The organism is Allobosea sp. GW823-FHT02B03, assembly GCF_058797755.1.
Genome location: NZ_JBXAJY010000002.1, coordinates 570,423 through 583,768, shown reverse-complemented (window position 1 = coordinate 583,768; position 13,346 = coordinate 570,423). Strand labels below are relative to the sequence as shown.

At 68.4% G+C, this 13,346-nt stretch carries 13 protein-coding genes and 1 other RNA gene; 9 read left to right on the top strand and 5 right to left on the bottom strand.

Going from position 1 to position 13,346, the window contains the following annotated elements; all coding sequences use genetic code 11:
* Nucleotides 1-7 precede the first annotated feature (7 nt).
* The 4 genes from AC1REK_RS07735 to AC1REK_RS07720 all read right to left on the bottom strand — a co-directional run bounded on the left by AC1REK_RS07735 (nt 8) and on the right by AC1REK_RS07720 (nt 3,816).
* Nucleotides 8-1,657: a hypothetical protein gene (locus AC1REK_RS07735; RefSeq protein ID WP_492268494.1), complete on the bottom strand. Its 1,650-nt coding sequence runs from the start codon at nt 1,655-1,657 to the stop codon at nt 8-10.
* 112 nt (nt 1,658-1,769) lie between these two features.
* Complete coding sequence (locus tag AC1REK_RS07730) at nt 1,770-2,558, bottom strand: N-acetylmuramoyl-L-alanine amidase (protein WP_492268495.1); 789 nt, start codon at nt 2,556-2,558, stop codon at nt 1,770-1,772.
* A complete protein-coding gene (locus tag AC1REK_RS07725; protein WP_316018758.1) occupies nt 2,555-3,301 on the bottom strand; it encodes a TerB family tellurite resistance protein in 747 nt (248 codons plus the stop codon). The genes AC1REK_RS07730 and AC1REK_RS07725 overlap by 4 nt, the downstream gene beginning before the upstream one ends.
* 224 nt (nt 3,302-3,525) lie before the next feature.
* A complete protein-coding gene (locus tag AC1REK_RS07720; protein WP_066472615.1) occupies nt 3,526-3,816 on the bottom strand; it encodes a YMGG-like glycine zipper-containing protein in 291 nt (96 codons plus the stop codon).
* Nucleotides 3,817-4,111: 295 nt separating this feature from the next.
* Here AC1REK_RS07720 and AC1REK_RS07715 point away from each other — a divergent pair, with 295 nt between their 5' ends.
* Nucleotides 4,112-4,780, top strand: a complete 669-nt coding sequence (locus AC1REK_RS07715) for a lytic transglycosylase domain-containing protein (protein ID WP_492268496.1) — start codon at nt 4,112-4,114, stop codon at nt 4,778-4,780.
* A gap of 45 nt (nt 4,781-4,825) precedes the next feature.
* Nucleotides 4,826-5,218, top strand: an RNA gene (rnpB, locus tag AC1REK_RS07710) — RNase P RNA component class A.
* 68 nt (nt 5,219-5,286) lie between these two features.
* On the opposite strand, the gene AC1REK_RS07705 is transcribed toward rnpB, so the two are convergent.
* A complete protein-coding gene (locus AC1REK_RS07705; RefSeq protein WP_327522036.1) occupies nt 5,287-5,712 on the bottom strand; it encodes an organic hydroperoxide resistance protein in 426 nt (141 codons plus the stop codon).
* A 205-nt stretch (nt 5,713-5,917) separates the two neighbouring features.
* Between AC1REK_RS07705 and AC1REK_RS07700 the strand changes: the two genes are divergently transcribed.
* From AC1REK_RS07700 to AC1REK_RS07670, 7 genes are all read left to right on the top strand, one after another.
* Nucleotides 5,918-6,406 (top strand): MarR family winged helix-turn-helix transcriptional regulator, encoded by a 489-nt coding sequence (locus tag AC1REK_RS07700; protein ID WP_492268497.1) that lies wholly within the window; start codon nt 5,918-5,920, stop codon nt 6,404-6,406.
* A gap of 372 nt (nt 6,407-6,778) precedes the next feature.
* Nucleotides 6,779-7,237, top strand: coding sequence for a division/cell wall cluster transcriptional repressor MraZ (locus AC1REK_RS07695; RefSeq protein ID WP_492268498.1), 459 nt, complete (start codon nt 6,779-6,781; stop codon nt 7,235-7,237).
* Between the two features lie 26 nt (nt 7,238-7,263).
* Nucleotides 7,264-8,259, top strand: coding sequence for a 16S rRNA (cytosine(1402)-N(4))-methyltransferase RsmH (rsmH, locus tag AC1REK_RS07690; protein WP_492268499.1), 996 nt, complete (start codon nt 7,264-7,266; stop codon nt 8,257-8,259).
* A 2-nt stretch (nt 8,260-8,261) separates the two neighbouring features.
* Nucleotides 8,262-8,651 carry a cell division protein FtsL gene (gene ftsL / locus AC1REK_RS07685; RefSeq protein ID WP_316018753.1) on the top strand — a complete coding sequence of 130 codons (390 nt, stop codon included), beginning with the start codon at nt 8,262-8,264 and terminating at the stop codon, nt 8,649-8,651.
* On the top strand, nt 8,648-10,426 hold the full coding sequence (locus tag AC1REK_RS07680; RefSeq protein WP_316018752.1) for a peptidoglycan D,D-transpeptidase FtsI family protein: 1,779 nt from the start codon (nt 8,648-8,650) through the stop codon (nt 10,424-10,426). The genes ftsL and AC1REK_RS07680 overlap by 4 nt, the downstream gene beginning before the upstream one ends.
* A 12-nt stretch (nt 10,427-10,438) precedes the next feature.
* Entirely contained in the window at nt 10,439-11,902 is a 1,464-nt protein-coding gene (locus tag AC1REK_RS07675) for a UDP-N-acetylmuramoyl-L-alanyl-D-glutamate--2,6-diaminopimelate ligase (protein WP_492268500.1), read from the top strand.
* A 1-nt stretch (nt 11,903) separates the two neighbouring features.
* Nucleotides 11,904-13,331: a UDP-N-acetylmuramoylalanyl-D-glutamyl-2,6-diaminopimelate--D-alanyl-D-alanine ligase gene (locus AC1REK_RS07670; protein ID WP_492268501.1), complete on the top strand. Its 1,428-nt coding sequence runs from the start codon at nt 11,904-11,906 to the stop codon at nt 13,329-13,331.
* Nucleotides 13,332-13,346: the final 15 nt, after the last annotated feature.

The window sequence follows — 13,346 nt, the reverse complement described above, 5'->3', positions numbered from 1 at the left end:
CGGCGCCTCAGAACAGCCGCGGGCCGCGCGGGGCGGGGCCGCGGCTCGCCGGCGTCGGCTCGGCGCCGCGGGGACCGCCGCCGACCACGACCTGCGTGTTCTCGGCGATCTCGGCGGTGGGCACGATCTGGGTGAAGGCGCCGTCGCTCGGGCCGAGCCGGACCGCGAGCGGCTTGGGCTGGCCGTCGCCATCGAGCACATAGACGCGGCCGGGCGCGAAGTCCTGCGCCGCCGGGCGCCCCTCCTGCATCAAGGCCTCGAACTTGGCGCGGCGCTCGGGATCGAGCACGGCGGCGATCTTGCTGCGCATCTCCTCGCGCGCGGCGCGGAAGGTGGCGCGGCGCTCTTCCTCCGAGAGCCCGGCGGTCGGGCGCCGGCCTTCGCCGCGCCGCTCGGCGAAGATCGCGGCGATCGCCTGCTTCTGCTCCGGCGTCGGCTGCACGTCCTCCTCGATGCGCTCGCGCAACGCGCCGGCGGCACGGTTCCCGCCGCCGCGAGCGGCCGGCGCCTCGGCGGGGAGGGCGGTCGGGCCGCCGAGCGGGCGGAAGCGCAGGGCAGCGTTCGGCACGCGCAGCACGTCCTGCCGGTCGTCGGTGACGATCTGGACATTGGCGGTCATGCCCGGCAGCAGCGCGAGGTCGCGGTTCTCGACACGCACCACGCCGGTATAGGTGACGACGTTCTGGATGGTCTGGGCGCCGAGACGCACCATCTCGACCTTCCCCTGGAAGCTGCGGTTCGGATAGGCGTTGACGCTGAAGGAGACGGTCTGGCCGGTCTTGAGGCGCCCGACATCGGCCTCGTCGATATTGGCGTAGATGTCGATGATGCGCAGGTCCTGGGCGATCTGGAAGAGCTCCGGCGCCGAGAGCGAGGCGGCGACGGTCTGGCCGAGATTGACCTGACGCTGGACGACGACGCCGTCGACGGGCGAGCGGATATCGGTGCGCTCGAGATCGATCAGGATGTCCTTCAGCTTGGCCTCGCGCTGGGAGATCAGCGCCTCGCCGGACTGGACCTGCCCTTCGGCGAGCGAGATATCGGCATCGAGCCCGCTGATCTCGGCCTTGAGCGAGGCGATCTGGGCTTCGTTGGAGGCGAGCGTCGCGGTCTGGATCTCGACCTGGGTGCGGGCGCTGTCGAGGCCCTGCTGGGCGCCGGCGCCGCGGGTGAACAGTTCGTTCTGGCGGTCGAAGGTGCGCTTGGCGTCGGTGAGCTGCGCCTTGGTGCGGTCGCGCTGCGCTTCGAGGTCCTTGACGGTGGAATCCGCCTTGGTCCGTGCGACCCTCGCGCGCTCCAGCTGGGCGCGCTTGACCACGAGATCGGCCTTGGCCTGGGAGAGGTCGGCGGCCGCGGCGTCACGGCGGGTCTTGATCTGGTCGCTGTTCAGCCGGGCGACGATCTGGCCCGCCTTCACCTGCGAATTATAGTCGGCGAGGATCTCGACGACCTGGCCGGACAGCATCGAGCCGACGACCACGGTGGTGACAGGGGTCAGGGTGCCGGTGGCGCGGACCGAGGCGGTGATCTGGCCGCGATCGATCGCAGCCGTGCGGTAGGCGGCGTCGTTGGCCACGCCTCCTGTCGGCCGCAGGGCCAAATAGCCGGTGGCGAGCACTGCCGCACCGATACCGGCCCCGATTACCCAGACACGCACGTTCGCTTCTCCTCCGGCAGCGCAGCACGGTCGCCCTACCATAGCAGCAGCATGCCAGAAACGGGCGGCGCAGACGAGTTAACTCGCTGCAATGTTGGAGAAAGCTGCGGCTCTACGCCGTCCGCGCTTCCTGTGTCAGCGCCAGGAGGTCGCGTAGCGTCGTGATGGTCGAGCCATCGGCGACGCCGTCGATCTTCTGTGGCCGCCAATGGCGCTGGAAGGCGGCGACGACGGCTTCGAAGCGCTCGTCATAGACCCCGTCCACCGCGACGCCGTAGCCGAGCATGGCGAACATCGCCTGCAGGGCCTCGACCGGCGGGCCGGCATCGCCGCGGGCGAAGAAGCGGCCGCCCTTGATCGGCGCCGGCTCGACCCAGATGCCGACGCCGCCTTCAGCGAAGCGACGCCAGGGAAACTTCTCGCCGGGATCGATCTTGCGGCCGGGCGCGATGTCGGAATGGGCGAGCACGCGCTCGGGCGGGATTTGCCAGCGCTCGCAGATGTCGCGGCAGAGGTTCAGCGTCGCGGCGAGCTGTTCCTCCGGGAAGTCGGGAAGGCCGCCGGGATGGCCGGGATTGGCGATCTCGATGCCAATCGAGGCGGAGTTGAGATCGGTCTCGCCGGCCCAGTGCGAGGCGCCGGCATGCCAGGCGCGGCGCTCCTCGGGCACGAGCTGGAGGGCGTGGCCGTTCTCGAAGACGAAGTAGTGGCAGGAAACCTGGGCGATCGGGTTGCACAGCCATTGCAGTGCCTCGCCGGTGTCGGGCATGCCGGTATAGTGCAGGATCAGCGTGTCCGGGCGGCGATCGGCAGACCCGTCACGGAACTTGCGCTCGCCATGGTTGGGCGAGGGGAAGACCTTGGCGGCGAAGCGGCTGTCGGGCTTGGTCGTGACGCTCATGCCGGCGCAGCCAGCCGGCCAGCGAGGCCGCGCTCCTTCTGGATCGCATCCCAGGCGGCATTGATTGCAGCCAGCCGGCGCGTCGCGATGCAGATGGCCTCCTCGGGCAATCCGCGGGCGATCTCGCGATCGGGGTGGTTCTCGACCACCAGAGCGCGATGCAGCTTGCGGATCTCGGCGTCGCTCATCTCGCGGCTGGCGCCGAGCACGAGATAGGGATCGTCGCGGCGGCGGACATGGCGTGCCTCGATGCGGGCGAAGCCGGCCTCGTCGATGCCGAAGATCATCGCGACGTCGTGCAGATAGTCGTGCTCGCGCTCATGGATCGCGCCGTCGGCGGCAGCGATCAGGAAAAGCCCGTCGAGCACGTCCTCGAGCAGGGCCGGCTCCTCGCGGAAGCTCTCGGCGATCTGGCTGGCATAGGCCTCGAAGCCGGCGCTGGTCTGCTTGGCGAGGTCGAACAGGCGCTCGATATGACCCTGCTCGTCGGCTGGCACCGTGACGATGCGGCGGAAGGCAGCGACCTCGTCGCGCGTCACCACCCCGTCGGCGCGCGCCATCTTGGCGGCGAGCGCGACGAGACCCGTGGTGAAGATGAGCTGGCGGGGCGCAGGGCCGAAGGGCGCACCCTCGCGGTCGACCAGAACATGGCCGGCAAGCGCGCCGACGAGCGCTCCGAGCGGCCCGCCGAGCGCAAAGCCGAGGCCTCCGCCTCCCAATGCGCCCCAGTGGAATGATTTCATCGTTCAGCCCGTCCCGGTGCAGGACGTGAAACGGTGGGAACCGGTCTTCCGCATGAGGCCCGATCTAAAGCATCGTGCCGAAAAGCGATATCCACTTTATGGACGAAAGCCGGCGCTGCGACAAAGCGGCAGCCACAAGGCGATGGATCGCCAGTCGACGTCCGGCAGGACGCATGGCGATCCATCGGATGAGAGGCGTTCAGGCCTGCTCGAACGAGACGTGCTCAGCGGCAGTAGAGCCGGCCGTAGCGGTCGCGGTAATAGCCATAGGGGCAGCCGTCGTAATAGCCGTCATCATAATAGGGCGAGGTCGCCGAGCCGATGATGGCGCCGCCCGCCGCGCCGATCAGGCCGCCGGCAACGGCGCCGCCCGCGCGGCCGGTGGCGAGACCGCCGATTACGGCGCCGGTCGCGGCGCCGATCGCGGCGCCTCCGCCGACGCGCTGCTCATGCGGCGTGCAGGCCGCGGCGCCCAGAGCGAGGCCGACGGCCGCGACTGCCAGCAATTTCTTCATCTCATTCCCCCGTCTCAGGTCGATCCAGCGCAACAAGGCGCTTTTGGTCTCGACCGGCCCATTGCGACCGGCAATTGCGGTCGCAATGCGGCAATGATTTGGCCTTTTGCCTTGACTGCGTCAACGCCGCCGCACCCGAATCGTTCCATGCTTCAATACATGATGATTACTTTTGAATGATTTAGACAGTAATAATCAATCCGGCGTAGTATAATATAGATTTGCTGGCGAATCTGCCGGATTGTCGTCACATTCGTCTTTCATTTGCCCCGCTGTTCAATCCGATCAACGCCACATGGGGCTCCCCAATATGAACCGGATCTATGGCAGCGGCTGCGCCGCCTTCGCGATTTGCCTGGGCCTACTGCAACCGGCTGCTGCCGAGATCAATGCCGAGACCGATGCCCGCGCCTTCATCGTGCGCGAGGCCGAGATCAGGCGGGCCAAGGAGGCGGTCGAGAGCGGTCAGCAGCAGGCGCGCCTCGCACCGGAAGCGGCTGCCGAGGCGGGTTCCTCGGCTGCGCAGAAGCTCACCGGCAGACCCGGAAAGGGCGAGAGGCCGCGCCGTCAGGCGCTGGCGGCGCCGGCCGGCAGCGACAATCTGCGGGCTCTCGTCGCCCGCCACGCGGCGGCCAATGGCGTGCCCTTTTCGCTGGCCGATGCGGTGGTCCGCATCGAGAGTCGCTACAATCCGCGCGCAGCCAATGCCGGCAATTACGGCCTGATGCAGATCCGTCACCAGACGGCGCGCGGCGTCGGCTATAGCGGCGGCGCGGCCGGGCTGCTCGATGCCGAGACCAATGCCCGCTACGGCATGAAGTATCTGGCGCAGGCCTACCGGCTCGCCGGCGGCGACACTTGCCGTACCGTGATGATGTATCAGAGCGGCCACATGGCCAAGCGCATGAGCGGCGCGAACCGCACCTACTGCTCCAAGGTGCGCACCATCACCGCCAGCAACTGAGCCGGCGCTTGACGCCGGAGGCGCAAGAGCGCACAGGCGATCCCGCCAGTCGGCCGGACGGCCGCTCCCGCTTCGCGGGGGAGGAAAGTCCGGGCTCCACGGAAACACGGTGCCGGATAACGTCCGGCGGGGGCGACCCCAGGGAAAGCGCCACAGAGATCGAACCGCCCCTGGCTTCGGCCGGGGGTAAGGGTGAAAAGGTGCGGTAAGAGCGCACCGCGTACCCGGCAACGGGGACGGCATGGCAAGCCCCACCGGGAGCAAAACCAAATAGGGACGATGCTTTCCGCGCAAGCGGGGAGGGGCCTGTTTCCTGGCCTGGTCGTCCGGGTTGGTTGCTCGAGGCGCGCAGCGATGCGCGTCCCAGAGGAATGGCCGTCACGTCGGGGGAGAAATCTTCCGGCCATCCAGAACCCGGCTTACAGGCCGGCTGGCGCCCAAAACTTCGCAACGAAAAGGGCCGGGAGCGATCCCGGCCCTTTCGCGTGTCGTCGGTTCGGGAGGGCTCAGCCGGCGACCGTCAGATCGACCTTGATGTTGCCCCGGGTCGCGTCCGAATACGGGCAGACGATGTGAGCCTTCTGGACGAGGTCCTCGAGCTTGGCCTTCTCGATGCCGGGCGCTGCGATCGTCAGCTTGACGGCGATGCCGAAGCCCTTGCCGTCGTCGCGAGGGCCGATGCCGACATCGGCGCTGACGCGCGCATCATCCGGAATCTTCACGCCTTCCTTGCCGGCGGCGAATTTCAGCGCCCCGAGAAAGCAGGCCGAATAGCCCATGGCGAAGAGCTGCTCGGGATTGGTGCCGTCGCCGCCGCCGCCGCCGAGTTCCTTGGGCGTGTTGAGCACGAGCTTGACGTTGCCGGTGTCGGTCGCGGCCTGGCCTTCGCGGCCGCCCGTCGCGGAACCATGGGCGGTGTAGAGGATCTTCATCGCTGCTCTCCTTGCTGGGCGGTCGTCCGCCGTGGTTGATGTGAATTAGATTGTGCACAATCAAATTGCTTGCAATTCAAATTTCCGTGAACCTGCGGCGCGCGGCGCGATGAAAGAGTATCTTGGCTCCATGGCAGGGGAGACTGTTCTGAGGGCGGGTTGTTCCAATCCGATCGGATTTGCTTCCCCTGACTGAGGAGCCACGATGCGGGCAACTGACGGCAAGGACATGACGAAGGATGCGAATTCGCGGTTGGTACGCGGTATCGACGAACAGATCTGCTTTGCGGTCTATTCGGCCGCCCATGCCTTCAACCGGGCCTACCGGCCGTTCCTGGCCGAGCTCGGTCTGACCTATCCGCAATATCTGGTCATGCTCGTGCTGTGGGAGCAGGACGGCCAGAGCGTGAAGGCGATCGGCGAGCGGCTGATGCTGGATTCCGGCACGCTGACGCCACTGCTCAAGCGCCTCGAAGGGAATGGCCTGATCCTGCGCAAGCGCGGCCGTGAAGATGAGCGGCAGGTGCTGGTCGATCTGACCGAGGCGGGCCGTGCCCTGCATGAGAAGGCGGGTCGCTCGGTCAATCCGGTGCCCTGCGCGGTCGAGGAAAGCGGCGTCCCGCCGACGCGCCTGCTGGAGGAAATCCGGGCCTTGCGGGAGGCCTTGCTGCGTCGCGCAGCAGCGGAAGATTAGGTCCGGCCGAGCGGAGCCGGCCGCCTCAAAAATATTTCTTCGCGGGCAGGCCGGATGGGGCGGCCGCGCATGCGGCGCCGCTTGTGCCCGCGCGCCGGAAATCGACGTTTTTACGGATAGTTAACCTTAACGGGCTGTGATGTTTCCAGGCTGGCGCAGGGTCGCGTCTGGCCCCCTGAATCCGTTGACGCCCATAATATCCCATGGTATCCCAAATCATCCCGTCGAAACCGACAGGCAAGCGACAGGTCAGGGTCCGTGTGCCGCGCGGATTCAGGCCAAGGGCTTCGCTTTGTCGGGTTCGACGGGAGTATCAGCGGTCGGCTCTGACCGGCCTGCTCCGCACCGTGGAAACCTGGCCGGGAGGCGGCGTTGACGGACCGCTTCGTCTCCCATTTCACCAACAAGCTGGACGCCAAGGGCAGGGTCTCGATCCCTGCGACCTTCCGTGCCGTGCTGGCGAAAGACGGCTACGAGGGGCTCTACGTCCATCCGGCGCTCGACCAGGCCAGCCTCGACTGCGGCGGCCATGCGCTGCGCGCGACGATCGACGACATTCTTTCGCGCTTCTCGCCCTTCTCGGAGGAGTGGGATTCGCTCTCCACGGCGCTGAACGGAACCTCGGAAGTGTTGAAGGTCGACCCGGAGGGGCGCATCGTGCTGAGCGAGGCGCTGAAGGCCCATGCCGGCATCGGCGACGCGGTCGCCTTCGTCGGGCAGGGGCACAAATTCCAGATCTGGGAGCCGGAGCGCTTCAAGGCCCATCTCGACCAGGCGCGGGCGAAGCTGCGGGACGTCAGGCGCGCGCTCGGCGCGGCGGTGGCCTCGTGAGGGCGTCGTCTGAAGGGGAGGTGGCCATGCCGCACGTACCCGTCCTGATGGAGGAGGCGCTCGACGCGCTCGCGCTGAAGCCGGGTGGTCGCTATCTCGATGGGACCTTCGGTGCCGGCGGCTATTCCCGCGCCCTGCTGACGCGCGAGCCGCAGGCGGAGCTTCTAGCCCTCGACCGCGATCCCAATGCCATTGCCGGTGGAGCCGATCTCGTCGCCGCCATGGCCGGGCGGCTGACCCTCGCGCAGGCCCGTTTCGGCGCTCTCGCCGAAGAAGCCGAGCGTTTCGGCATGACGCCGCTCGACGGGGTGGTGCTCGACATCGGCGTCTCGTCGATGCAGCTCGACCAAGCGCAGCGCGGCTTCTCGTTCCGCTTCGACGGGCCGCTCGACATGCGCATGGAGGCCGATGGCCAGAGCGCTGCCGAGCTCGTCAACGAGGCCGACGAGGGCGTGCTCGCCAACATCATTTATCACTATGGCGAGGAACGGCGCTCGCGCGCCATTGCCCGCGCCATCGTCGAGGCACGCCGCAAGGCGCCGCTGACCACGACCAAGCAATTGGCCGATCTCGTCGCCGGCATCGTCCGGGCCGATCCCAACGGCCCGCATCCGGCGACGCGGACCTTCCAGGCGCTCCGGATCGCGATCAATGACGAGCTCGGCGAGCTCGTCCGGGCGCTGCATGCCGCGGAGGCGGCGCTGGCGCCGGGCGGACGCCTCGCCGTCGTGACCTTCCATTCGCTCGAGGACCGCATCGTCAAGCAGTTCTTCGCGCAGCGCTCCGGCAAGGCTCCCGCTGCCTCGCGCCATGCGCCGAGCGCAGCGGTGCCGACGGCGACCTTCCGGCCCGTGATCAAGGGAGCGTTGGCGCCGTCCGAGGCCGAGATGCGTGCCAATCCGCGGGCCCGTTCAGCGAAGCTGCGGGCCGCCGAGCGCACCGAGGCCGCGGCGCGCTCGCCCGATGCCGAGCTGGTCGCACTCGCCGTCGTGCCCGCCCCGCAAACCCGCCGGAGAAGCTGAGCGTGATCAAGCTGCTGCACGTCATCGCCATCGGCGCGCTGGTCTCCTCGGCGCTCTATGCCTATTCGATCAAGTACGAGACGACGCTGGAGGCCGAGCAGCTGCAGAAGCTGAAGGCCAAGGCCCAGCGCGAGCGCGACGCGATCGCCGTGCTGAAAGCTGAGTGGCAGTTCCTCAACCGGCCCGACCGGCTGCAGGCGCTGGCCGACCGGCATCTCGATTTGCAGCCGCTGGTGATCAACCAGGTCGTGCGCCTTTCCGACATCCCCAATCGCGGGCCCAAGGTCGATTCGATCGGCCGCAAGCTCGAGGATCTCGGCCTCGGCCTGCCGACCGAGACGCCGCGCAACGTCAAGAGCAACAACTCCACCACGCCGGGAGGCCGCCCATGACGACCGAGCCCGTCGCTCCAGCCGTAGTTGCGGCACCGGTGGTCGAGAAGCCGCGTCGGCCGAGCCTGCGCGCCGGCCTGCTGCGCGACGTCTTCCGGATGAGCGGGGAGAAGAGCGGGCCGCGCGTCGGCCTCGTCATCCTCGGCTTCAGCGCACTCTTCCTGGCGATCACCGGCCGGCTGGTGGCGCTCGCTGCCTTCCCGAATGACCAGGTCGGCTTGCGCCGGGCGACCTCGAACGCGATCTCGGCGGCGCGGCCCGACATCGTCGATCGCAACGGCACGGTGATGGCGACCGACATCCGGACCGTCTCGGTCTTCGCCGAGCCGCGCAAGATCCTCGACAAGGACGAGGCGACGGAGCTGCTCACGGCGGTGCTGCCGGACCTCAACGCCAAGGAACTGCGCGACAAGCTCGGCACCAAGAAGGGCTTTGTCTGGGTCAAGCGCGAGATCACGCCACGCCAGCAGGCCGAGGTGCACCGGCTCGGCATTCCCGGCGTCGGCTTCGTGCCCGAGAACAAGCGCGTCTATCCGAACGGCCCGGCGGCCGCGCATGTGCTCGGCTTCGCCAATGTCGACAATGTCGGCATCGCCGGCATCGAGAAATACATCGACTCGCAGGGGTTGCAGGACCTCAACGGCGCCGGGCTCGCGGTGCAGGCCTCCGACCTGAAGCCGGTGACCTTGTCGGTCGACCTGCGCGTCCAGCACCTCCTGCGCGACGAACTCCTCAAGGGAATGGAAAAGTACCGGGCGCTCGCCGCGGCCGGGGCAGTCATGGACGTGAACACCGGCGAGATCATCGCTACCGTTTCGCTGCCTGATTTCGACCCGAGCAACCCGGTCGACGCGCTCGAGAAGGACCGGATCAACCGGATCAATGTCGGCGTCTACGAGATGGGCTCGACCTTCAAGGCGCTGACCGTCGCGATGGCGCTCGACACCGGCAAGGCCAACATCAATTCGAGCTATTCGACCGCCGGCGGCATGATGCGCTTCGGCCGCCAGGTCATCCGCGAGTATCGGGGCGGCACCGGCCGGACGCTGACGGTGCCGGAAGTGTTCGTGCACTCCTCGAACATGGGCACCGTCAAGATGGCGCTCTCGGTCGGCGTCGAGGGGCACAAGGCCTTCCTGCGCAAGATGGTGCAGCTCGACCGCATGCAGACCGAGCTGCCGGAGAGCGCTTCTCCGATCGTGCCGCAGCGCTGGGGCGAGCTCAATACCGCGACGATCGCCTTCGGCCACGGCCTCGCGGTGGCGCCGATCCAGGCGCTGGCGGCGGTCGCGGCGCTGGTCAATGGCGGCAAGCTGATGACGCCGACCTTCATCAAGCGCACGGCCGAGGATGCGGAAGCCGTCAGCACCCGCGTGATCAAGCCCGAGACCTCGGAGGCGATGCGCTACATCATGCGCCTCAACGGCGAGCGCGGCTCGGCCCGAAAAGCCGATGTCGCCGGCTACTTCGTCGGCGGCAAGACCGGCACGGCCGAGAAGGTGATCAACGGCCGCTACGCCAAGAACAAGAACTTCACGACCTTCATGGCGATCGTGCCGGCCGACAAGCCGCGATACCTGTTCCTTTCGATCTATGACGAGCCTAAAGGCTATGCCGAGAGCGGCGGCTATTCGACGGCCGCCTGGAATGCCGGCATCACCACCGGCAAGGTCATTGAGCGGGCGGCGCCGATCCTCGGCCTGCCGCCGCGCTTCGAGCCGCCGGTCGCGCCCTTCCCCTTGATGGCGAAGCTCGGCGCCTGGGGCACACGCTAGGCGGAAGAAGAGATGGACAATACCGGTTTCAGCCTCGGCCAGCTCTTTCCCGGGGCGTTTCCGGACGATGCCGAGCGGCGCGTCGCGGGCATCGCCTTCGACAGCCGCAAGGTCGCGCAGGGCCAGGCTTTCGTCGCGCTCGCCGGCGCCAAGACCGACGGCGCACGGTTCATCGCCGATGCTGCGGCGCGCGGCGCGGTTGCCATTGTTTCCGGCCAGCCCCGGCCAGCGGGGCTTGCCCCCGGCATCGCGTTCGCCGAGGTCTCCGATCCGCGCCGGGCACTGTCACTCGCCGCGGCCAAGGTGCATCCGCGCCAGCCGGCGACCATCGTCGCGGTGACCGGCACCAGCGGCAAATCCTCGGTCGCGGAATTCACCCGCCAGATCTTCATGGCGCTCGGGCGGGAGGCGGCGAGCCTCGGCACGATCGGCATCGTCACCGCGGCCGGGGCCGATTACGGCTCGCTGACCACGCCCGACCCGCTCTCGCTGCACGCTTCTCTCGACCGCCTGGCCGGGGAAGGCGTCAGCCATGTCGCGATGGAAGCCTCCTCGCACGGGCTCGACCAGCGCCGGCTCGACGGGGTGCGGCTGACGGCCGGCGCCTTCCTGAATCTCGGCCGCGACCATCTCGACTATCATCCGAGCGTCGAGGACTACCTCGCTGCCAAGCTCCGGCTCTGGGAGTTGCTCCCCGCCGGAGCACCGGTGGTGATCAACCGCGACGAGCCTTACGCCGCCGAGGCGGCGCAGGCGGCGAGTGCCGGCGGACATCCGGTGATCGGCATTGGCCGCGGCGGGGACCGGCTCAAACTGCTTTCGGTCGAGCGCGAGGGCTTCTCGCAGCGGCTGCGCGTCGCAGTCGATGGACGCGAGGTCGAGGTGATGCTGCCGCTGGTCGGCGATTTCATGGCCGGCAATGCGCTGGTCGCGGCGGGGCTCGCCATTGCGGCCGGCGAGGAGCCGCAGGCCGCCGTCGCGGCGCTGTCTGGGCTCAAGGGCGTGCCCGGCCGGCTGGAGCGCGTGGCCGAGCACAATGGCGGGCTCGTCGTCGTGGACTATGCTCATAAGCCCGATGCGCTCGCGGCGGTGCTCAGGACGTTGCGCCCCTATGCCAGCGGCAGGCTGATCTGCGTCTTCGGCTGCGGCGGCGACCGCGATCGCGGCAAGCGACCGCTGATGGGCGGGATCGCGGCGGAGGGCGCCGATATCGCCATCGTCACCGACGACAATCCGCGCAGCGAAGACCCGGCCGCGATCCGCGCCGAGATCCTCGCTGCCGCGCCGGGCCTGCGCGAGATCGGCGACCGGGCGAAGGCGATCGCTGCAGGTGTCGCCGAATTGCAGCCCGGCGACCTCCTGGTCGTTGCCGGCAAGGGCCATGAAACCGGCCAGATCATCGGCGACCGGACCTTGCCGTTCTCCGACCATGAGACGGTGCGGCAGGCGGTTGCCGAAATCAGCGGGAGAAGATGAGATGACGGCTGCGCCGCTCTGGACCGGAGCCCGCCTGATCGAGGCGATGGAGGCGCGGGCGCAAGGCCCGCAGCCGGCCGCGGTGACCGGCGCTTCGATCGATACCCGGACGCTCGAGCCGGGCGATGCCTTCTTCGCCATCCAGGGCGACGCGCGCGACGGGCATGATTTCGTCGCCGCCGCGCTCGAGAAGGGCGCGGCGCTTGCTGTCGTCGACGAGGCGCACGCCGGAGCTTTCCCGGCAGAGGCGCCGCTGGCCGTCGTGCCGGACGTGTTGCGCGCGATGGAGCGGGCCGGCGTCGCGAGACGCGCCGAACTCCATGCGGGCGTCGTCGCGGTCACCGGCTCGGTCGGCAAGACCGGCACCAAGGAGGCGCTGCGCCTCGTGCTCTCGCGACAGGGCAAGACGCATGCGCCGGTCGCCTCCTACAACAATCATTGGGGCGTGCCGCTGACGCTGACGCGTACGCCGGCGGATGTGCGCTACGGCGTCTACGAAATCGGGATGAACAGCCCCGGCGAGATCCTGCCGCTCGCCCGTATGGTCCAGCCGGAGGTGGCAATCATCACCACGGTGCAGCCGGTGCATCTCGCCGCCTTCGAGTCGATCGAGGGCATCGCCCGCGAGAAGGCGGCGATCTTCAGCGGGCTGAAGGCCGGGGGCACGGCGATCATCAACTCCGACATCGCCCAGACCGGCCTGCTGCGTGAGCTGGCGCAGGCGAGTCCCGCCGGGCGCATCATCAGCTTCGGTGAGAGCGAAACGGCCGATGTCCGTCTGCTCGGCTGCTCGCTCAAGCCGGACATCTCGACGGTCGAGGCCAATGTGCTCGGCCGGCCGGTCACCTACAAGCTCGGCAGCCCCGGCAAGCACATCGTTCTGAATTCGCTGGCGGTGCTCGCAGCAGTCGAGGCGATCGGGGCCGATCTCGCCTTGGCGGCGTTGGCGCTCGCCGAGCTGAAGCCGCCGGCCGGACGCGGGGCGCGCCAGATGCTGCATGCGCCGTCCGGGCCGTTCACGCTGATCGACGAGAGCTATAACGGCAACCCGGCCTCGATGCGGGCCGCGATCGAGAATCTCGGGCGGATCGACGCCCATGGCCGCGGCCGGCGCATCGCCGTGCTCGGCGACATGCTGGAACTCGGCGAAAGCGGCCCAGCGCTGCACAAGGGGCTGGCCGAGGCTGTCACCGGCAACGGGGTCGATCTCGTCTTCGCATGCGGACCCCTGATGCGTTCTCTCTACGATGCCTTGCCTTCACGCCAGCGTGGTGCTTATGCCGCCCAGGCGAGCGGACTCGAGCCCCTGGTGCTCGATGCGCTGCGCGCCGGCGACGTCGTCACGGTCAAGGGCTCGCTCGGTTCGCGCATGGGCTCGATCGTGAAGGCGATGACCGCCCGCTTCCCGGTCGTCACGGCCGACGACTGAGGACAAGGAACAGGT

Coding starts and splice junctions, on each gene's coding strand:
- AC1REK_RS07730 (WP_492268495.1), bottom strand. CDS start 2,558: ATGAGCGTCACGACCAAGCCCGACAGCCGCTTCGCCGCCAAGGTCTTC.
- AC1REK_RS07725 (WP_316018758.1), bottom strand. CDS start 3,301: ATGAAATCATTCCACTGGGGCGCATTGGGAGGCGGAGGCCTCGGCTTT.
- AC1REK_RS07720 (WP_066472615.1), bottom strand. CDS start 3,816: ATGAAGAAATTGCTGGCAGTCGCGGCCGTCGGCCTCGCTCTGGGCGCC.
- AC1REK_RS07715 (WP_492268496.1), top strand. CDS start 4,112: ATGGGGCTCCCCAATATGAACCGGATCTATGGCAGCGGCTGCGCCGCC.
- AC1REK_RS07705 (WP_327522036.1), bottom strand. CDS start 5,712: ATGAAGATCCTCTACACCGCCCATGGTTCCGCGACGGGCGGCCGCGAA.
- AC1REK_RS07700 (WP_492268497.1), top strand. CDS start 5,918: ATGCGGGCAACTGACGGCAAGGACATGACGAAGGATGCGAATTCGCGG.
- rsmH (WP_492268499.1), top strand. CDS start 7,264: ATGCCGCACGTACCCGTCCTGATGGAGGAGGCGCTCGACGCGCTCGCG.
- AC1REK_RS07680 (WP_316018752.1), top strand. CDS start 8,648: ATGACGACCGAGCCCGTCGCTCCAGCCGTAGTTGCGGCACCGGTGGTC.
- AC1REK_RS07675 (WP_492268500.1), top strand. CDS start 10,439: ATGGACAATACCGGTTTCAGCCTCGGCCAGCTCTTTCCCGGGGCGTTT.
- AC1REK_RS07670 (WP_492268501.1), top strand. CDS start 11,904: ATGACGGCTGCGCCGCTCTGGACCGGAGCCCGCCTGATCGAGGCGATG.